This window comes from Acinetobacter sp. NIPH 817, from assembly GCF_000368405.1.
Lineage (GTDB): Bacteria > Pseudomonadota > Gammaproteobacteria > Pseudomonadales > Moraxellaceae > Acinetobacter.
On record NZ_KB849418.1, the window covers coordinates 220,648 to 240,383 of the forward strand.

The 19,736-nt window shown below is 40.1% G+C and carries 18 protein-coding genes; 9 read left to right on the top strand and 9 right to left on the bottom strand.

Annotated features, from left to right (window positions below; genetic code table 11):
* Positions 1 to 25: 25 nt before the first annotated feature.
* Positions 26 to 832, top strand: coding sequence for an SDR family NAD(P)-dependent oxidoreductase (locus F968_RS01025; RefSeq protein ID WP_004789363.1), 807 nt, complete (start codon positions 26 to 28; stop codon positions 830 to 832).
* A 53-nt stretch (positions 833 to 885) separates the two neighbouring features.
* Positions 886 to 1,320, top strand: a complete 435-nt coding sequence (locus tag F968_RS01030) for a nuclear transport factor 2 family protein (protein ID WP_004789364.1) — start codon at positions 886 to 888, stop codon at positions 1,318 to 1,320.
* Here the strand turns inward: F968_RS01030 and F968_RS01035 are convergent.
* The 8 genes from F968_RS01035 to sdsA all read right to left on the bottom strand — a co-directional run bounded on the left by F968_RS01035 (position 1,317) and on the right by sdsA (position 11,998).
* Positions 1,317 to 1,751: a YbjQ family protein gene (locus F968_RS01035; protein ID WP_004789366.1), complete on the bottom strand. Its 435-nt coding sequence runs from the start codon at positions 1,749 to 1,751 to the stop codon at positions 1,317 to 1,319. The two genes, F968_RS01030 and F968_RS01035, sit on opposite strands and share 4 nt — an antisense overlap.
* Before the next feature lie 7 nt (positions 1,752 to 1,758).
* On the bottom strand, positions 1,759 to 2,109 hold the full coding sequence (locus tag F968_RS01040; protein ID WP_004789368.1) for a YbjQ family protein: 351 nt from the start codon (positions 2,107 to 2,109) through the stop codon (positions 1,759 to 1,761).
* Positions 2,110 to 2,218: 109 nt separating this feature from the next.
* A complete protein-coding gene (gene adeK / locus F968_RS01045) occupies positions 2,219 to 3,673 on the bottom strand; it encodes a multidrug efflux RND transporter outer membrane channel subunit AdeK (RefSeq protein ID WP_004789369.1) in 1,455 nt (484 codons plus the stop codon).
* The gene (gene adeJ / locus F968_RS01050) at positions 3,673 to 6,849 is read right to left on the bottom strand and encodes a multidrug efflux RND transporter permease subunit AdeJ (protein WP_004789370.1); all 3,177 of its coding nucleotides are present in this window, start codon (positions 6,847 to 6,849) and stop codon (positions 3,673 to 3,675) included. The genes adeK and adeJ overlap by 1 nt, the downstream gene beginning before the upstream one ends.
* 12 nt (positions 6,850 to 6,861) lie before the next feature.
* Positions 6,862 to 8,109 (bottom strand): multidrug efflux RND transporter periplasmic adaptor subunit AdeI, encoded by a 1,248-nt coding sequence (gene adeI / locus F968_RS01055; protein WP_004789373.1) that lies wholly within the window; start codon positions 8,107 to 8,109, stop codon positions 6,862 to 6,864.
* A gap of 23 nt (positions 8,110 to 8,132) precedes the next feature.
* Positions 8,133 to 8,759: a phosphatase PAP2 family protein gene (locus F968_RS01060; protein ID WP_004789375.1), complete on the bottom strand. Its 627-nt coding sequence runs from the start codon at positions 8,757 to 8,759 to the stop codon at positions 8,133 to 8,135.
* Between the two features lie 186 nt (positions 8,760 to 8,945).
* A complete protein-coding gene (locus tag F968_RS01065; RefSeq protein ID WP_004789376.1) occupies positions 8,946 to 11,006 on the bottom strand; it encodes a site-specific recombinase in 2,061 nt (686 codons plus the stop codon).
* A 14-nt stretch (positions 11,007 to 11,020) separates the two neighbouring features.
* Positions 11,021 to 11,998, bottom strand: a complete 978-nt coding sequence (gene sdsA / locus F968_RS01070) for an All-trans-nonaprenyl-diphosphate synthase (RefSeq protein WP_004789377.1) — start codon at positions 11,996 to 11,998, stop codon at positions 11,021 to 11,023.
* 443 nt (positions 11,999 to 12,441) lie between these two features.
* On the opposite strand from sdsA, the gene rplU reads away from it, so the two are divergent.
* The 7 genes from rplU to F968_RS01105 all read left to right on the top strand — a co-directional run bounded on the left by rplU (position 12,442) and on the right by F968_RS01105 (position 18,229).
* Positions 12,442 to 12,753, top strand: coding sequence for a 50S ribosomal protein L21 (gene rplU / locus F968_RS01075; protein WP_004639133.1), 312 nt, complete (start codon positions 12,442 to 12,444; stop codon positions 12,751 to 12,753).
* Between the two features lie 18 nt (positions 12,754 to 12,771).
* The gene (rpmA, locus tag F968_RS01080; protein WP_002116037.1) at positions 12,772 to 13,029 is read left to right on the top strand and encodes a 50S ribosomal protein L27; all 258 of its coding nucleotides are present in this window, start codon (positions 12,772 to 12,774) and stop codon (positions 13,027 to 13,029) included.
* 241 nt (positions 13,030 to 13,270) lie between these two features.
* Positions 13,271 to 13,966 (top strand): outer membrane lipoprotein periplasmic chaperone LolA, encoded by a 696-nt coding sequence (gene lolA / locus F968_RS01085; protein WP_004789378.1) that lies wholly within the window; start codon positions 13,271 to 13,273, stop codon positions 13,964 to 13,966.
* 114 nt (positions 13,967 to 14,080) lie between these two features.
* Positions 14,081 to 14,881: an RsiV family protein gene (locus tag F968_RS01090; RefSeq protein ID WP_004789380.1), complete on the top strand. Its 801-nt coding sequence runs from the start codon at positions 14,081 to 14,083 to the stop codon at positions 14,879 to 14,881.
* 118 nt (positions 14,882 to 14,999) lie between these two features.
* Positions 15,000 to 16,271 (top strand): serine--tRNA ligase, encoded by a 1,272-nt coding sequence (gene serS / locus F968_RS01095; RefSeq protein WP_004789381.1) that lies wholly within the window; start codon positions 15,000 to 15,002, stop codon positions 16,269 to 16,271.
* A gap of 67 nt (positions 16,272 to 16,338) precedes the next feature.
* Positions 16,339 to 17,712 carry a siroheme synthase CysG gene (cysG, locus tag F968_RS01100; protein WP_004789383.1) on the top strand — a complete coding sequence of 458 codons (1,374 nt, stop codon included), beginning with the start codon at positions 16,339 to 16,341 and terminating at the stop codon, positions 17,710 to 17,712.
* Between the two features lie 43 nt (positions 17,713 to 17,755).
* Positions 17,756 to 18,229: a tRNA (cytidine(34)-2'-O)-methyltransferase gene (locus F968_RS01105; protein ID WP_002116042.1), complete on the top strand. Its 474-nt coding sequence runs from the start codon at positions 17,756 to 17,758 to the stop codon at positions 18,227 to 18,229.
* Between the two features lie 60 nt (positions 18,230 to 18,289).
* Here the strand turns inward: F968_RS01105 and F968_RS01110 are convergent.
* The coding region (locus F968_RS01110; protein ID WP_004789385.1) for a PT dipeptide repeat lipoprotein at positions 18,290 to 19,736 on the bottom strand (1,447 nt) is incomplete at its 5' end.

Consider the following 19,736-nt stretch of genomic DNA (forward strand, 5'->3'; position numbering starts at 1 on the left):
TAAAAAGATAATAGGAACATAAAGCATGGCCAAACTTGATACTTTGCAAAATAAAGTGGTATGGATTACGGGTGCATCTTCTGGTTTGGGTAAGGCCTTAGCAGGTGAGTTGGCTTTGCAAGGGGCCGAAGTAATTTTGACCTCGCGTCGTTTTGAAGAATTAGAAGAAGTTCGTGTTGGTTTGTTAAACGCTGACCGTCATTTGTCAGTGGTTGCTGATATTACTGATGAAAAGCAAGTAAACGAAGCTTATAAGCAGATTTTAAAAGCGAAAGGCCGTATTGATTGGCTCATCAATAATGCTGGCTTAAGCCAACGTGCTTTAATTAAAGACACGACAATGGCAACCGAACGGGCCATTATGGAAGTCGACTATTTCTCTCAAGTGGCATTAACCAAAACTGTGCTGCCGACCATGCTAAAACAAAAGTCTGGCCGAGTTGTATTTGTGTCGAGTGTAGCGGGTTTATTAGGGACTCAGTACCGTGCAAGTTATTCGGCTGCTAAAGCGGCAATTCATATGTGGGCAAATAGTTTACGTGCTGAAGTCTCCGATCAAGGTGTCGAAGTTTCAGTTATTTTCCCTGGTTTTGTAAAAACTAACGTTTCGTTCAATGCGCTAAATGGTGCTGGGCAACCTCAAGGTCATCAAGATGAGGCTATCGAGAATGGTTTAGAGGCAGATGTATTTGCAGAGCAATCTGTAAAAGCATTAATGCAGGGGCAAGAATATATTATTGTTGGTGGAGCGAAAGAAAAACTAGGTGTGATGGTTTCTCGCATGTCACCAAAACTTCTTTATAAAATGATTCGGAAAACAAAAGTAAAATAAAAAAGTGATTTTGCCGTGCTAAATTGGTGGAAAACCCGCATAGAAGGTTCACCATGGATCAAGATTATCACCGTATTTTAGACGTCATTACGCGTTTTCAATTGGTCTTTGACCAGAAAAATTGGGACGCTTTTGATGAGTTATTGGCAGATCAACTTGAGGTGGACTATTTCCAGTTTAGGGGAGAGCCTTTGTGTGTCGTGTCTTGTCATGAATATAAAGGTTCTCGGCAACAAGCTTTATCGCATTTACGGCTACAGCACAATTTGAGTAATCCTCTGATTCGTATTGAACAAGATCAAGCATGGTTAGAATGTAATTATCAAATTTATCGTTTTTCGGAAAATGATTATTTTCATTCATTTGGTCGTTATTATTTTACTTTGGCAAAACAACAAGAGAGTTGGAAAATTACCGGAATTTGCCAACACTTAACTAAAAATATTGGCAATCCGCGCATTCATTTTTCCGCTATGGGGCAGTGCTAGTCTTTTATTGCTGTACCATAAGCAAATACTTCAACCATGCCACCTTGCATACCAAGTTCTGTTGTACTCAGCCGAACTCCCATAATATGGTTAGCTCCTGCGGTATGTGCTTGTTGTTTTAAGCGAACAATGGCTTCACGGCGAGCACGCTCAACTACACTTTCATAACTGGTCAGTCTTCCGCCCAAAACATTCTTAATGGATGCCAATACATATTTAAAGTAGTCATGAGAAATCACGACATTACTACTAATCAAATGACCTAGCTGATCACTCGTTGCAAAACGATTGGTATCAATTCTGATATGGGCAAATTGCTGTTCTTTTTCTTGAAGTTCTTTCAAATGTTTTCGCTCAATATGGCGGCCAAAACCCCAACCAATACTGAAAAGAATCAGAAAAATAATAAGCTGAAAAATAAGATTGTCCATTTTCTACCTATGCACTAAATGGATCTGGTAGATGGGGTGCTTGAGGTTGAACAACCACAGCCGTACCATATACGAATAATTCAGAAGCACCTTGGGCAATATTTGAAGTTGAAAACCGAATACCAACAATTGCATTCGCACCAAGTTGCTGAGCTTTGGCAATCATACGATCCATCGCTTCTTGGCGGGATTCTTCTAATAATTCGGTATAACCTGTAAGTTCACCACCTACAATATTTTTTAAACTTGCCATCAAATCACGGCCAACATGCTTACTACGGACGGTACTTCCATAAACAACATCAAGTTGCTTTACAATCTGGTGGCCCGGAACACTTTCTAAATTACTCAGTAACATTGTTTTTTATCAATCTAAATTCTTAAAGTTTCAAGATAAAAAATATTCACATCAGATGCAATAAAAAAGCCCACCGAAGTGAGCTTTTATAAATTAAGTGATTTAAAACTTATTGCTTTTTAAGTTCAGCACTTGATGGTTGATTAACCACTGTATCTGAAGTATTTGCTTTTAAACCACCACCTAGAGTTTTGTATAACTCGATTTGGTTGTTTAAGTTAGCTTGTTGAAGCAACAATAAACCTTGTTCTGCTGAATAAGATGAACGCTGTGCATCAAGAACCGTCAAGTAGCTATCAATACCAGCACGGAAGCGGGCATTTGACAGTGTGTAGTTGCGATTAGTCGCTTCTACTAGACGTTGTTGAGCTGTTAAACGCTCACCAATATTGGCACGAGTTGCAAGCGCATCATTAACTTCACGGAACGCAGACTGAACTGATTTTTCATAATCAGATAATGCAATTTTCTGATCGGTTTCAGAAATTTTCACATTGGCACGACGCGTGCCCCAGTCAAAGATTGGTAAGTCTAAGCTTGGACCAATTGACCAAACAAAACCACCAGACTTAAATAGATCACTTAAGTCAGTTGATGCATAACCTGCAGAACCCGTTAAGCTAATGGTTGGGAATAAACGTGCTTTTGCAGCACCAATATTCGCACCAGCGGCGCTTAAGTTATATTCGGCAGCTTTTACATCTGGACGGTTGTTAAGCAAGTCACTCGGTAAACCAGCTGTATATACATTTTGTTGAGTAATGCGTTTTACAGGTTGGTTTGGCAACAAGTTTTGTGGAACTGATTGGCCTACTAACAAGTTCAACAAGTTTTGTGCTTGAGCAATCTGTGTTTTGTAGTTCGCTACATCATTACGCGCAGTTTCTACAGAAATCTGTGCCTGACGTAGTGGAACTTCACTGTCGATGCCCACATCAAAACGTTTTTTGTTGAGATTGTAAGAGTCTTGTTGTGCTTTAAGCGTTTGCTCTGCAAGTCTTAAATTCGCTGTTGCGAAAGAATAGTTTAACCATGCTTGAGCAACTTGGCTGATCAGACTGATTTGAGTCGAATCACGTGCACTTTGCGTCGAAAGATAACTATCTAGTGCAGCATCTTTTAAGCTACGTACACGGCCCCAAAAATCGAGTTCATAGGCAGTTACACCCAAACCTACTTGATAAGTAGAGTAGGGGTTATTCGGATCACGGCTTTGAGAAACCTGACGAATTGCACTACCACTTGCTCCGATTGTTGGAAGCTGGTTGTTTTGCGTAATTCGATATTGCTGTTGGGCACGTTCAATATTGAGCGTTGCTGTACGTAAGTCGCGGTTGTTGGCAAGCGCCAAATCAATCACTCCGAGCAAACGAGAGTCAGCAAAGAACTGTTTGTAACCCTGTTCAGCAATAGACGTACCAGAAGCGCTGTTATATGCATAGCTTTCTGGAATATCGGTTTTCACGACTGGTTCTGGGCCGCGCATGCTTTGACAAGCTGACAAAGCAAGCGCAAGTGCAGATACCGCAATGCTACGACCTGAAATAGACCATACTTTTTGCATCACGATTTATGCTCCTGAGTGTTTATGGTTTTTGGTTTGTACTTAAAGATACTACGAATCCACACATAGAATACAGGGATAAAGAAGATACCTAAGAACGTTGCACTGAGTACGCCACCGAGTACACCGAAACCGACTGAGTGCTGACTTCCTGCACCGGCACCTGTTGAAAGGGCAAGTGGAAGTACACCGAAACCGAAGGCAAGGGTAGTCATGATAATTGGACGTAAACGCATTTTTGAAGCATGTAATGTTGCCTCAAGTAGGTCTTCACCTTTTTCCTGCAACTCTTTTGCGAACTCAACAATCAAGATCGCATTTTTTGCAGAAAGACCAATGACCGCGATCATCGCTACCTGGAAGTAAATGTTATTTGAGAGATTTGGATCTCCTTTAATAATCATACCCAAGTAAGTCAATACGATTGCACCAATAATACCAAGTGGTACTACAAGTAAAACCGAGAACGGAATAGACCAGCTTTCGTACAATGCAGCTAAGCAAAGGAAAACGATTAACAATGAAAGCGCATATAAGAATGGAGCTTGAGCACCAGACTCACGTTCTTCAAGTGATAAACCTGTCCATTCATAGTCGAAACCTTGTAAGCCCATAGATGGTAACTTCGCAATAATTTCTTCCATGGCTTTCATAGAGTCACCAGAGCTTACGCCAGGTGCAGGTGTACCTTGAATGTTAACCGATGACACGCCGTTATAACGTTCAAGACGTGGAGAACCATATGTCCATTCGCCAGTAGCAAATGCAGAGAACGGTACCATTTCGCCTTTGCTATTACGCACATACCACTTGTTTAAGTCTTCAGGCATCATACGGCTACCCGCATCACCTTGAACATAAACTTTTTTCACACGACCACGGTCAACGAAGTCGTTAATGTATGAACCACCCCATGCAATACGCATAGTGTTGTTAATGTCAGCAATGCTAACGCCCATAGCACCAGCTTGAGCCTGATCTACATTAATTTGATACTGAGGTGTATCTTCTTGACCATTAGGACGTACCCCTACAAGACGTTTATCTTGTGAAGCCAAACCTAAGATCGTATTACGCGCTGCAATAAGTTTCTCATGGCCTTGACCACTTGAATCTTTAAGTTGCAAGTTAAATCCAGCTGTTACACCGAGTTCAGGCATTGCAGGAAGCTGTAATGGCATAATGTAAGATGCGTCTTTGACGATCATGTTTAATGCCATACCGCGCTGAATTAAAGCACCGATTTGAGACTCTGGTGAAGTACGTTCACTCCAGTCTTTCAACTTAACGAAGCCAATACCAGCATTTTGACCAACACCCGTGAATGAGAAGCCCGAAACGGTGAAAATAGATTCCACAGTATCTTTTTCATTCATGAAGAAGTTTGTCATGGTGTCAATCACTTTACCTGTACGGTCAAGCGTTGCGTTTGGTGGTAATTGAACAAGTGTCATAACCACACCCTGATCTTCTTCTGGTAAGAATGAAGATGGGAGTTTCTGGAACAAGAACACTAGTAGGCCAATCACTACAGCGTAAAGTACGCCAGAGAAGATTTTGCCTTTAAGCATGCGGCTAACACCATTTTGGTAGCTATGCGACATGCGGTCAAAACCGTTGTTAAATCCTCTGAAGAAACGAGCAAAAATATTATTGCTTGGTTCTTTGTTAGGATCATGCTGTTTTAAAATGGTTGCACAAAGTGCAGGGGTAAAGGTTAACGCTACAATTAACGATAGAACCATTGCTGTTACAAGGGTAATCGAGAATTGACGGTAAATCACACCTGTTGTACCACCAAAGAATGCCATTGGTACGAATACCGCTGTCAATACGCTTGTGATACCAATTAAGGCACCAGAAATCTGTTGCATTGATCGTGAAGTTGCCGTCACCGGATCGGTATGCTCTTCACTCATCACACGCTCAACGTTTTCTACTACAACAATGGCATCATCGACCAGAAGACCAATTGCCAATACCATAGCGAACATGGTTAAGGTGTTAATTGAGAAACCAAAGATATTAATAACAGCAAATGTACCTAATACAACAACAGGCACAGCAAGTGTTGGAATAATCGTTGCACGCCAGTTCTGCAAGAACAAGAACATAACAATGAACACTAAAATTACCGCTTCAATTAATGTGTGTACAACACTTTCAATTGAAAGACGAATAAATGGAGTCGTGTCATAAGCCAGTTTATCTGCAAGACCTGTTGGATAGTTCTTACGTAATTCTGCTAAACGGTGTTCAACAGCGTCAGCGGTGTCAAGTGCGTTAGCACCAGTTGCAATTTTAATTGCGAGACCGCCAGCAGGTTTACCATTAAACTTCGAATCGAACTGGTAGTTATCAGAACCTAACTCTACACGAGCAACATCTTTTAAACGAACCTCAGCACCTGATGCTGTGTTCTTTAAGAAGATATTTTTAAATTGTTCAGGTGTTTGTAACAAGCTTTGCGCATTTACTGTTGCGTTAAGCACTTGACCTTGAACCGCTGGTGCACCACCTAACTGACCTACAGCAACTTGTGAGTTTTGCGCTTGTAAAGCAGTCGCAATATCACTTGGTGTTAACTGATAGTTGGTAAGTTTTGCAGGGTCGAGCCAGATACGCATTGCGTATGAACCACCAAAGACTTGTACCTCACCAACACCAGCAACACGGCTAAGTGGTTCTTTAATTGACGAGTTTACGTAATCTTTAATGTCTGAGTCTGACAGGGTATTGTCTGGTGAATAGAATGCAATAACTTGCAAGAAGCTTGCACCAGATTTAGTAACCGTCACACCTTGGCGTTGAACGTCTTCAGGCAAAAGCGCAGTTGCAGATTGCAGTTTGTTTTGAACCTGAACCTGTGCAATATCCGGATCAATACCTTGTTCAAAGTTTAATTGAATAGAAGCTTGACCGTTACCCGCACTGTTAGATGAAATATAACGTAAACCATCTAGACCATTCATTTGTTGTTCAATGATCTGGGTTACAGTATTTTCAACAGTCTCAGCCGATGCACCAGGATAAGTTGCAGCAATTGTAACTGTCGGTGGTGCAATCGTCGGATACTGTGCAATAGGCATTTTAGTTAGCGTGAGAATACCCGCCAACATAATGACTAATGCAATCACCCACGCAAAAATGGGGCGATGAATAAAAAATTGTGCCATTCAATCTACCCCTTATGCATTAGATGCTTTCTGTTCTGCTTGAGGTTTACCTGATTGAGCCGGTTTTGTAGCATTTGGAGCTGCACCTTGAGGATTCGCTGGTTGAGCTTGGTAAGGTTTTGCTGACACTTCTTGCCCTTCTTTAACTTTGGCAACACCATCAACAATCACTTTTTCACCAGCTTTGAGACCATTAGTCACAATCCAGTTTTGTCCTTGAACACCAGAGGTTTCAACAGGACGACTCTCAACAGCGCCTTTAGCATTAACAAGCATTGCTACAGCTTGACCTGTCGGTAAACGCGTAATTGCGGCTTGAGGAATCAGATAAGCATTTGGAACTACACCTTGAACAATCTGCGCAGTTGTATACATACCTGGAAGTAACAGATGGTTCGGGTTCGAGAATACGGCACGTAAAGTAATCGTTCCTGTATCCTGATTTACAGAAGCATCAGAGAAAGCAAGTTGTCCTTCGATTGGATAAGTCGAACCATCTTCAAGCTTCAACTTCACTTTCGTGTTGTTACTGTTGTTTAAACTGCCTTTGCTGAGTTGTTGGCGTAAACGTAATAACTCGGCACTAGACTGGTTAATATCAACATAGATTGGATCTAACTGTTGAATCGTCACTAAAGGATCAGTTTGGTTTGCTGTAACTAAAGCACCAGCTGTTACAGAAGAACGTCCAGATTGACCAGAAATTGGTGAGCGGATTGTAGAATAACCAAGATCTACATTTGCATTCGTTACTTGAGCTTTCGCAGCAGAAACTTGTGCTTCAGCAACATTAACCTGACCAAGTAAGTCGTCATATTCTTGTTTAGATACAGCATTACTCGAAACAAGTTGCTTATAACGGTTTAGCTTGGTACGTAGTGAAGCTAGATTTGCCTGTTGTTGTAAAAGAGATGCTTTTGCATTTTCAAGCGTTGCACGGTTTGTTCGAGAGTCCAGTTCATAAAGAGCCTGACCTTCACGCACATAACTTCCTTCAGCAAACAAGCGTTTTAAAATTACACCACTTGTTTGAGGACGAACTTCAGAAATTTGATATGCTGAAGTACGGCCAGAAAGCTCAACGCTTTGTTCAACACTTTGTGGTTGAGCAACAATAACACCTACCTCAGCAGGCGGCATTTTCTGAGCAGCAGCAGCTTGCTGTTTCTCATCGGAGCCTTTGCCACAACCAACAAGCGCGATACTTGTTGCTAATGCGCAAGCAGTAAGGGCAGGAGCCCAAAGCTTAGCCGACATCATTGTTCCACCTCGTTAGATAAAATCTAAAAATATATTTGTTTTTTACTTAACCTACTTTGTGTTTGTAATAACCAGAGCCAAAGCAGTGCAATCCAAATAAAACCTATGCCCCAACCGGCGAGTACATCTGTTGGAAAATGAACTCCAGCATATATTCTTGAAAGCCCCATGCAGATAAACCAAAGGCAAGAAATCAAAATGATATAAGGAGAGTTAATGTTGGGCTTATGGCATAACATTATCATTGCCAGACAAGCCAGTGTTGATGCATAAACACTGTGTGCACTTGGGAACGATGCACCGTAACTTTCGACAATATGATATACCTGTGGGGGTCTTGGGCGATCAACACACCACTTGAGCAGCCAACCCATGGTGATACTGCCAAGAACTCCCACGCTAATGAAAATAACAGTAATATATTTTTTATACCATGCCTGATATATACACACCAGAAAGGATAAAAAAAGTACAAAAGGCATACCACCTATCCGTGCTAGGAAGATCGTAATAGAGTTAAGATAATCTGAACGATATTCACTCAATATTTGAACGCTGAGAAGATCCAAAGACTGAAGTCTTGGTACAAAAAGACCAAGAACACCTAATCCTAAAAAAATACAACCAATAAAAAGCAACAAATAGGGCATATAAAAAATACCTTTGCTTATTCAAGCAGTGTCCACTACTGAAAGCCGCTAAAAGTGTACTTGCCAGTACACTTTTTTTCAAGCCTGATAGATCATCGTAAATTCATTTTGAAAATTTTTTAACATTTGGAAAAACAATCACAACAAAATTGACGAAAATCACATTTTGTGTACAAAGCAAAATTCTTAGTGGTCTGCTTTTTTTCCGTTATTTGTAGTCGTATTTTCTTCAAGTTCTAGCGGCTGTTTTGGGGGCCAGAAAAAATCGCTTGGGCGAGTCAGGAAATGGGTCATAACGAGTTTGGCTAAAGGTTTCCATTGTTCGAAGCGAACACGACGTGCACGTAGAGCCACAATAATCGTTAAGGTGAAACTAACAAATAAGTTAGTGAGACCAATACATAGCACGCCTAGAAAGGACACGATAATCAGTCCGATGTCTGGGCTGCCGTTAATAGTCATTAAACCTTGGATAAAGTTAGCCGAAGCAAAAGCAATATGACGGATATCTAAAGGTAAACCTAAAATAAACCCTATGGTACCCATACTTCCTAACATAATCCCGAATAAGAAGTTACCCGCTAACGCTCCTAAGTTACGTTCAATATAATCAGCAAAACGGTTGAGGCGATCTTGCCCAAACCAGTTTGCTAAGCGGCGATGCGCTCTTAGGCGTGGACCGACTTTTCGGTAAACAGCCATGTTGTCAAAGTAGCCAGCAATGAGACCCGACAAAAATAAGCAAACTCCGGCAATTGCTGCATGGGGAATTGCTAAGGAAGTGAATGGATTTAGGCTGTGCAACAAATACGTTGCTTTAGTATGGGTTAATAACGGTTCATCAAGATAAAACTGCCAAGCAAAAGTAATGAGTGCGGCAGTAGGAATCGCAATCGAAATATTGCCTAAAATAGCAATAAATTGAGTTCGGATAATATTAATAATAAGCGCTGCTAACTCTGCAATCTGAGCTGTTTTAGAACCTCTACGCTGCTGCACTGTTGCAGCAAGAGCCGCCGCCGTCATTGCGGGTTGCTTGGTAGCAACAGTAAAGTGCAGAACATGAATCAGAATAAAACCTAGAGAATAATTCATACTGAATGTAAAGGCTTGCATGAGCGGAGCCATGGTCATTCGTGCTGCAAGAATTTTTAAAGATGCCATAAAGGCAATAATGACGCCTGCTCCAGCAGCAGCTTTATACATGCCCCAAAAGCCTTTGGTATCAGTACTTACATAATGTTCACCTGTTCGGCTGGCATTTTCAGTCACTTGAAAGGCAATAAGTTCACTGGTTGTGCTGAGTAAAGAGCGAACACTTTTTTCACTATAGTGCGCCTTGGTTAAATCGGAAATAAGGTGCCCTAACGAAACATACTTTCCGTGAGTATTATCTACAACCAAATAAAGTAATAATTCAATACGATCAAGACATTGCTCAAGTAATGACAACAAATAAGTCAAACTTAAACTTACACCAATTCTTTTAGTAGCACGGCGAATCTTTAACACCACATCCCGACATTGTTCCAACATAACAAATGCTTGTGATGCATCGGGAGGAGCAATAACTGCAATCTCATGATCAGAAAGTTCTTGTTTTTTATATTTTTCTATAAATTCAATAATTTCACGATTCTGAACTAGAAACGGGGATTCATATTCCGTTAATTCTGGTTGAGCATTAATAAATTCGGGATAAAGACCAATTCCACTAATTCGATAGGATAAGACAGTGATGGCTTTAATCATTTCATTTTGAATGACTAACTTTTCATCGACATTACTTTGGCTTTGCCCAATAAGACTAAATAAATTTGACCAATCTTCATCAGCAATATTATTGAGCCAGATTTTGTCACTTTCTAAATAGAAAATTTTTCCAATTAATATTTTGAGTTGGCTTGAGTCTTCGATTAGCGGTAAAAAATGTGCTCCGAGTCTTTGTCCAAGCTGGTTCCAGAAACCATCTAAAGACAAAATCCCGCTGTCCGCATATAAGCTGACTTGCTTATAGCGATTAATCAAACGTAATAAGAAAGTTTGTAATACAAAGGGTGCTGTAGGTGTGCGTAAAAGACTTTCAATTAAAGCCTGTATTTTGTTCTTAATTTCATCCGTATCCTCTGGATCGGATGGGCGAACGACATTGACGAGTTCAATCAGTAGATTTTCATCAATGACAGCTTGAGGATCCTCAAGCTGCTTCTCTATTTTTAAAAAAAGTTCTGAAAAATTTACATGCATAGGCAAAATAATATCTATTGTATTCGATGTAACGCAAGCTGAGTTAAGTTAATCAATGCCTGACGATACGGTGTATCGGGTAGGTTTGATAAAGCTTGCAGTGCTGCTTCTGTTTCTTCTTGGGCACGTTGGTTGCAATAATCTAAAGCACCAGACTTTTGTACAATTTCGATGACCTGAGATAATTGGTCTACTCCACCAGTGGCGATACTGCGACGAATAATCGCATGCTCTTCACCTGTTGAGTGTGCTAATGCAGAAATTAACGGTAAAGTTGGCTTACCTTCCATTAAATCATCACCAATATTTTTACCTAATGTTTCAGCATCTGAAGTGTAGTCTAAAATATCATCAATAATTTGGAATGCATTACCAAAATGACCTGCAAACAATCTTAATGGTTCACGATACGCCTCTTGTCCAGCCAGAATAGCAGCGCCTTCTGTAGCGAGTTCAAACAGGCGAGATGTTTTACCGTGAATAATTTTTAAATATGTTTCTTCGGTTGTATCGGGTTGATGCTGTGATTGAAGTTGTAATACTTCACCTTCAGCAATTTCACATGTACCTGTTGAAAAGTCTTTCAATAAAGTCATGTTATTTAAATCGACCAGTAAATCAAACGCACGGGCAATCAGGAAGTCACCGACTAATACAGCGGTCTGATTATTCCATGTCGCATTTGCTGTAGGTCGACCACGTCGAAGGCCAGATTCATCTACCACATCATCATGGACCAATGTCGCGGTATGCAACATTTCAATGATTGCAGCTAAACGTTGTGCGTTTTGCATGTTATCTAAACCACAAGCACGGGCTGCAAGTAAACACATGATTGGGCGCATACGCTTTCCGCCAGCTTCAACAACATGCTTGCTGACAGACATGACTAAACCGACTTTTGAGCTAATTCCTTCATTAATCAAGTGATCCATCGCAGCAAAGTCTGAGGCAACAGGCGCAAGAATGTCTTGCTTGAAATCGATGACCATATGAAGAAAAACCCCGTATTGGTAGATAAGTGGCGTTAGTGTATCAATTAAAGGTGTGTTGCACAGGTAAACAAGTGGCTGATATTAATCATTTCTATTGTCTTTATGCGTTCTTTGTTCTTTATTTAAGCAAAACATGATATTTCCGGCAAAACAATAAATTTAATGACATCAGCATTAATACAACTTGTTCTTGTCGCAATTTGTGTCTGGAACTGTATTTTAATTTTCATTCAGAATCAATGAAAACTGCTAAATTCCAATCTAAGCTGTCTGTTGATTTTGTAAAAAGAGGGGAATAGGAGTCACTGATAAATAGAAAATACTTGTCGTTTGATCAAATTTCACTTAAAATCTGTCGCCTTATATAACCCCAGTGGCGAGCGTTTTAAGATCGATATATCCCTTATCGGCACGTCGACACGGGCTCATTGGAGTACATTATGTACGCAGTAATCCAAAGCGGTGGTAAACAGCACCGTGTAGTTGAGGGTGAAACCCTTAAAGTTGAATTATTGAAAGCTGAATCTGGCGCGACTATTACATTTGATGATGTATTGATGGTTGTAAACGGTGACAGCATTCAAATCGGTGCTCCAGTTGTAGCTGGCGCTAAAGTAACTGCAGAAGTGGTTGGCCATGGTCGTCACGACAAAATCCGCATTATCAAAATGCGTCGTCGTAAACACTACCGTAAACAACAAGGTCACCGTCAATGGTTCACTGAGTTGAAAATTACTGGTATTTCAGGCTAATCACGAGGAGTAAGAGACATGGCAACTAAAAAAGCCGGTGGATCGACGAAGAACGGTCGTGATTCAAACCCAAAAATGTTAGGTGTTAAAGTTTACGGCGGTCAAGCTGTAACTGCTGGTAACATCATCGTTCGTCAACGTGGTACTGAGTTCCACGCTGGTGCAAATGTTGGTATGGGCCGTGACCATACTTTATTTGCTACTGCTGACGGCGTAGTAAAATTCGAAGTGAAAGGTCAATTTGGCCGTCGCTACGTAAAAGTTGAAACTGTATAAGTTTTAGCTTCAAAAAAAAGCCCACATTTTGTGGGCTTTTTTTATGGAATTTAATCTTGTGTATCTTCATCATGATGAATGAAATTCTACAAACAACATGAATAACATAACAAAATATCTTATTTTCTCAATGATTAGCACAGAGTTTGTCGGTTAATATGAGTCTTGAATTAAGAGCTTGCTAAGTTTCATAACTTTGGAAGATGGCAAGTTGTCTTACAGCAACTAAAAAGGTGATGACATGAATATGCTTCGTAAAACTATGTGTGCTATTACACTCAGCGCGTCTGTGCTTGCTCCTGTAATGAGTACTACAGTGTTTGCTGCGCCTGTAGCAGCACCGGAGCAACAGGCAATTGGGAACCTGGTTAATCAGTTATCAGGTTTACAGCGTTTGACTGCCGACTTTGAACAAACAACTAAAGCTAATACAAAAACTGTGGCACAGAAAAAGAGTTTAAGTGCACAGCATATGAACCAGACATTTAAAGGCTCAATGAAAGTTGAGCGTCCGGGGAAATTTTATTGGGAAACAGTAAGTCCTGCTAAACAAACTATTGTAACGAGCGGAAAAACAGTTTGGATCTATGATCCAGATTTACAACAAGCGGTTCGCCAAAGCTTAGATGATCAGGTTGCAGATACACCAGCATTATTACTCTCTGGTAATACCAACCAAATCATGAAGTCTTATCGTGTAACACAACCCGATAAATCTAAACTTTATTTCACATTATTCCCTAAAAAAGAAGATGGGGCATTCCAAAGCTTAACGATTAGCTTTGGAGCAAATAAAGCACCTACACTTATGGTATTACAAGACTCATTAGGTCAAACCACCTATGTACGCTTTAAGAATGTTAAAGTAAATGCTTCAATTCCAGCATCTGTCTTTAACTTTACGCCGCCAAAAGGCACAGATGTTATTGACCAATAATTAGTCCTTCTAAAAAAAGCTACCTTTCACGGTAGCTTTTTTATATAAGAGAAATAGATACATTTTTTAACCCCACCTCGATCGGACGCTTTGTATAGTGATAGAGGTAAATTCATGGGGATTATTATGCGACTTTACGATAAAAAAATTATTTGTATTCTTCCATTAATGGCTGCAATGGCAATTGTGAGTGGTTGCCAACCAAAGTCGGCAGCTAAAGAGGAGCAAGCCGCTTCAAGTGCCAAAGTTAAAGAAACAAAAGAGGCTGCTGTTCCTGTAATTCAGGCAAAAGTAATCCCAGTAAAATTGCCGAAATCAAAAGTTTGCTTAGAAGATGGTTGTACTGAGTATGATTTTCAAACAGTACAGACCAATCAAAAATGGATTAATGATTACTTCACCAATCGTATAAAGAAAGCAGATCCGAATGCTTTTGCAAATTTAGCTGATCAACCAGTTGAAGTACCTGAAGGTGAACCAAGTTCAAGTCAAAGTGCAATCTATGTTCGTTATTTAGGGCAAAACTATAATCTTGCCACCTTTGCATTACAGACTTATTCGTACTCAGCTGGTGCTGCACACGGCATGTCTCATCAAGAATTTGTAAATTTTGACTTATTAAATAAGAAGCACATTACTGTTGCTGAACTTATTCAACCAGATGTTGAAAAACAGTTGGTTGATGCCCTTTATGATGCAAATACAAATTGGCTTCAAGAGCACAATATCAATCGTGAAAAACTTCAATTAAGTGATAATTTCTACTATGGCGCAAATGGGATTGTTTTTGTCTATCCAATTTATGAGTTGGCTTCTTATGCTGAAGGAATGTCTGAATTAACGTTGCCGTATTTTGAAGCGAGTAAATTCATTAAACCTGAGTATTTACCGAGCGTGCCAAACTATAAGTTCTAAAATAGGTGATCTATTCTAACAATTGTGTGAAAGCTATTCGTTATGAAGATGATCACTATATTTTTTAGTGTGAAGGCCTTACACTATAGCCAGTTTTTTACCCATATTATGATTGATTATGATCGACCCTAAGTTACTCAGAAATAATATTGAAGCTGTTAATGCGGCTTTGGCAAAACGTGGTGTTCAATTAGATGTTCAAGAATGGGCTTCTTTAGAAACTCGCCGTAAAGACTTGCAATCAAAAACTGAAAAATTGCAGGCAGAACGTAATGCCGGTGCAAAACAAGTGGGTCAGATTAAAAAATCCGGTGGTGATGCTTCTGAAATCATGGCGCGTATGCAGGCGATTGGTGATGAAATCAAAGCTGCTGAAGTAGCTTTGTCAGAGCTCCAAAATGAGATTGAACAAAAAGCGCTTAGCATTCCTAACTTACCAGATGAGTCTGTTCCTGCTGGTAAAGATGAAGATGATAACGTTGAAATTTCAAAATGGGGTACGCCTCGTCAGTTTGATTTTGAAATCAAAGATCATACTGATTTAGGTGAGTGGATGGGCGGTTTAGAGTTTGAAACTGCGACTAAACTGACTGGTTCACGTTTTAGTGTGTTGAAAGGTTCTTTAGCGCGCCTACAACGTGCTTTAACGCAGTTCATGCTTGATACCCATACTTTAAAGAATGGCTATACAGAAGCTTATGTGCCTTATTTGGTAAATGCTGATTCACTTCGTGGTACTGGTCAATTACCAAAATTTGAAGAAGATTTGTTCAAACTTCAAGGCGAAAAAGAATATTACCTCATCCCTACAGCAGAAGTTCCTGTTACTAACTTCGTTCGTGATGAGATTATTGATACCGAACGCTTGCCATTAAAATATGCAGCGCATACACCGTGTTTCCGTAGTGAAGCTGGTTCTTATGGTCGCGATACACGTGGTTTAATTCGTCAGCATCAGTTTGATAAAGTTGAGATGGTGCAAATCGTTAAACCTGAAACTTCTATGCAGGCACTTGAAGAACTTACTGCACATGCCGAGGGCATTTTGCAGGCACTTGGCTTGCCATATCGCAAAATTTTGCTCTGTGGTGGTGATATGGGCTTCGGTGCGACTAAAACTTACGACTTAGAAGTTTGGGTTCCAAGCCAAAATACTTACCGTGAAATCTCAAGTTGCTCTAATATGGGTGATTTTCAAGCACGCCGCATGAAAGCACGCTACAGAATGGATCAAAAGAAGACCGAATTGGTGCATACACTAAATGGTTCCGGTCTTGCAGTTGGACGTACTTTGCTTGCTGTAATGGAAAATTATCAACGTGAAGATGGTTCTATCGAGATTCCAGAAGTATTACGCCCATATATGGGTGGTTTAACATTTATTGACTAAGCTTTGCATCTAAATTGTGCACGGTTTTTGCTTAATCCAAATCAGATGATTAATGTAGAGGTTTAAGGTGGATATTTTTCCAATCTCTTTAAAGTTGCAACAGCAACGTTGTCTGATTGTGGGTGGTGGGCATATCGCTTTGCGCAAAGCAAATCTTTTAGCCAAAGCTGGAGCAGTAATTGATATTATTGCTCCAGCAATTGAAGATCAGCTTTTATCGTTGATTCAGGCAACTGGAGGGCAGTACTTTGCTGAGACTTTTGCCGAAGTTTTTTTAAATACTCCTTACAGATTAGTTATTGCTGCCACTAATGATGCGCAAGTAAACAAAGCTGTTTTTGAACAATGTGAAGCGCGTAATTTACTGGTAAATAGTGTCGATGATATTCCACACTGCCGTTTTATGGTTCCAGCGATTATTGATCGTTCTCCATTGATCATTTCTGTTGCCTCAAATGGCGCATCGCCAGTTTTATCTAGACAACTTCGTACTCAAATCGAAACGATTGTTCCACATGGCATGGGTAAATTGGCTGAGTTTTCTGGTCAATGGCGTAAGCAAGTAAAAGAAAAGATTACTAACCCCGATGAGCGTCGAATCTTTTGGGAAAACCTCTATGCTAGCCCATTAAAAGAACAAGTTTTTAATGATAATTTAGAAGTTGCAAATGATTTGATTCAGCAAGCCTTAACAGAATGGACTGCACCTAAAGGTGAGGTTTATTTGGTAGGGGCTGGACCCGGCGATCCTGAGCTACTGACACTAAAAGCATTGCGTCTTATGCAACAAGCAGATGTGGTGATTTATGATCGTTTGGTGTCTGCACCAATTTTAGAACTTTGCCGTCGTGATGCGACCAAAATTTATGTTGGTAAAGCCCGTTCAAATCACTCTGTTCCCCAAGATGGTATCAATGCTTTATTGGTTGAATATGCTCAAAAAGGAAAGCGTGTTTGTCGTCTAAAGGGTGGTGATCCATTTATCTTTGGGCGTGGTGGTGAAGAGATTCAAGAGCTGGTTGAGGCGAATGTCACTTTCCAAGTTGTACCGGGCATAACAGCAGCATCAGGTTGTTCAGCTTATGCAGGGATTCCATTAACTCATCGTGATTATGCGCAAAGTGTACGTTTCTTGACTGGACATTTAAAGGAAGGTTCACCTGAACTCCCTTGGAATGAACTGGTTTATGAAAATCAAACTTTAGTCCTCTACATGGGGTTAGTTGGTTTAGAACGCATTTGTGAGCAACTTATTGCTCATGGTCAGCGTGCCAATATGCCGGTGGCTTTAATTTCTAAAGGAACCACACCAGAACAGAAAGTTATTGTTGGAACATTAGCTGATATTGCAACTAAAGTGTCTGAACATCATATCGTGGCGCCGACTTTAACCATTATTGGTGAAGTGGTGAGTTTACGTGAACAGTTAAAATGGCAATAAGTTCATCTGAATTTATTGCTGGTTATTAAAGTCGAGAAAATTTGTGATTCATGTTGTTCTATACGAGCCTGAAATTCCTGCCAATACAGGCAATATCATTCGTTTATGTGCTAATACGGGCGCACAGTTACATTTAGTCAAACCTTTGGGTTTCGAGCTAGATGATAAAAAGCTCAAGCGAGCAGGCCTTGATTATCATGAATGGGCACGTATGCAGATTTGGGACAACATTGAACTGTGCCTTGCAGACTTAAAAGCGAAAGGTGTTGAGCATGTTTTTCCACTCACCACTAAAGGTTCTGCAACTCCACATACAGTCGATTTGAATCGGCCTGTGGCTTTACTGATGGGGCCAGAAACACGTGGCTTGCCTGAGCATGTCCGCTTAATGTTTCCACAAGAACAGTGGATCCGTTTGCCAATGGCTGAAAACTCAAGAAGTTTAAATTTATCTAATGCAACCGCAGTGATTGTTTATGAGGCATGGCGTCAGCAGGGGTTTAAAAATTTAGGATAAGTTATCTAATTTTAAGTAAGAATAAGGCCACAGTTGTGGCCTTATTTGTTTTTAGATGTCTTATTTAGGGAAAACAACACCACTTGCTAAATCATAATTTGTTGGTGAGTTGGTATAGACCGATCCAAGTCGAACTGCAAAGAACCAACCTAATTTACCTTGGTCTTGAATTCGATTTTCAACGAGATATGGCTCATCTGTTTCGGATGCAGCATCTTCAATAAATACTTTGTATTCAATAGGTCCCGTATTTTCACTATCACGCTCAAATAGATAACCATCAATATTAAAGAAGCCTAGATTATTGTTTGCATCAACCAGTCTATAACCTTCAGCTGCCTGCTCTTTAAGAAGTTTTTCAAGTTTTATTGCATCTTCCTTGTTAAACGGAATATGTCGCGGAACTTCAAAATAACGATACGCATAGGTTCCGTTATGTGTACTGCTATTTACGCAAGTAGGTACATAGAAGGTTCCATTCGTTGTGCCATTATTAGTGAACGAGGTGTTTGCGTAAATGAGTTTACAACCTTGTGCACCAAGTTCGTTGAAGGCATTTAAAATTGTTGTGCGAGAGGTATTGGTTAAGAATCGATTAGAATAAGTATAAGTTGCTGGTTTCTTATCATTTTTCACAAATAGATATTTATCTGTATTAGATGTAACTTCTCCAAATGAGAGTTTATATATATAGCCTAAGCTACCTTGTTTATTTAGCTCATTCACCCATAGTAAATAACGGTTTGCTACCGAGTTCGTTTTAACATCAACTGTCTTATAGGTGTATGTATCAGCAGACTTATTGTTTTTAACATATAAGTTTTTATATAGGGCAAAACTGCCGTCAGGATTATCTAAACTTACAGATGGTGTGAGAAGGGCATAGCCTTGACGTCCTTGGTCATTAAGTTGGGTTAATAGATCTGCCCAAGATTCCTTATTATCTCCTAGTCTATAACTTGCTGTTGCCAATACTTGTGTCGGCTTTTGCATGCTTGCTGGTGGTGTTGTTTTTGTGAAGCAAGTATTTATGAGATCAAAGTTTGCTTGCTGCAAATAATTATGTATCGCATTCGGTTCATCTGTAGGAACTAGACAGAATTGGTTTGCATTTTTAAACCCTAGAATAGCTGGCTGTTTTTGCTCTAATTCTCCAGCTACTACAAGCTGCCAATCTACTTTGTTATAGCTTGAGGTTTGTATAGTCTGTGGTGCTCCAATATTTGAAACCAGACTAAAATCTTCAGCTTGGCGGTAACTTGCAACAATGTTACCTGTACAGTTCGATTCATTCTCATAACGTACTGTTTCACTGGTAAATCGAACGCTGTTATCAGAAACCTTAATGACGTTCATTTTTAGAGCAGAGCCGTTAATACAAGCTCCTTTACCCGCTAACCAACTTCCAACAAAGCGATCCGCTACACTTGTTGGTGTTGGTGTTGGTGTTGGTGTTGGTGTTGGTGTTGGTGTTGGTGTTGGTGTTGGTGTTGGTGTTGGTGTTGGT

Excerpts from the sequence above, each read along its gene's own strand:
- F968_RS01040 (WP_004789368.1), bottom strand. The coding sequence starts at position 2,109 with ATGTTACTGAGTAATTTAGAAAGTGTTCCGGGCCACCAGATTGTAAAG.
- adeJ (WP_004789370.1), bottom strand. The coding sequence starts at position 6,849 with ATGGCACAATTTTTTATTCATCGCCCCATTTTTGCGTGGGTGATTGCA.
- F968_RS01025 (WP_004789363.1), top strand. The coding sequence starts at position 26 with ATGGCCAAACTTGATACTTTGCAAAATAAAGTGGTATGGATTACGGGT.
- F968_RS01065 (WP_004789376.1), bottom strand. The coding sequence starts at position 11,006 with ATGCATGTAAATTTTTCAGAACTTTTTTTAAAAATAGAGAAGCAGCTT.
- sdsA (WP_004789377.1), bottom strand. The coding sequence starts at position 11,998 with ATGGTCATCGATTTCAAGCAAGACATTCTTGCGCCTGTTGCCTCAGAC.
- adeK (WP_004789369.1), bottom strand. The coding sequence starts at position 3,673 with ATGCAAAAAGTATGGTCTATTTCAGGTCGTAGCATTGCGGTATCTGCA.
- rpmA (WP_002116037.1), top strand. The coding sequence starts at position 12,772 with ATGGCAACTAAAAAAGCCGGTGGATCGACGAAGAACGGTCGTGATTCA.
- rplU (WP_004639133.1), top strand. The coding sequence starts at position 12,442 with ATGTACGCAGTAATCCAAAGCGGTGGTAAACAGCACCGTGTAGTTGAG.
- F968_RS01035 (WP_004789366.1), bottom strand. The coding sequence starts at position 1,751 with ATGGACAATCTTATTTTTCAGCTTATTATTTTTCTGATTCTTTTCAGT.
- adeI (WP_004789373.1), bottom strand. The coding sequence starts at position 8,109 with ATGATGTCGGCTAAGCTTTGGGCTCCTGCCCTTACTGCTTGCGCATTA.
- F968_RS01090 (WP_004789380.1), top strand. The coding sequence starts at position 14,081 with ATGGGGATTATTATGCGACTTTACGATAAAAAAATTATTTGTATTCTT.
- F968_RS01060 (WP_004789375.1), bottom strand. The coding sequence starts at position 8,759 with ATGCCCTATTTGTTGCTTTTTATTGGTTGTATTTTTTTAGGATTAGGT.
- lolA (WP_004789378.1), top strand. The coding sequence starts at position 13,271 with ATGAATATGCTTCGTAAAACTATGTGTGCTATTACACTCAGCGCGTCT.
- F968_RS01030 (WP_004789364.1), top strand. The coding sequence starts at position 886 with ATGGATCAAGATTATCACCGTATTTTAGACGTCATTACGCGTTTTCAA.
- serS (WP_004789381.1), top strand. The coding sequence starts at position 15,000 with ATGATCGACCCTAAGTTACTCAGAAATAATATTGAAGCTGTTAATGCG.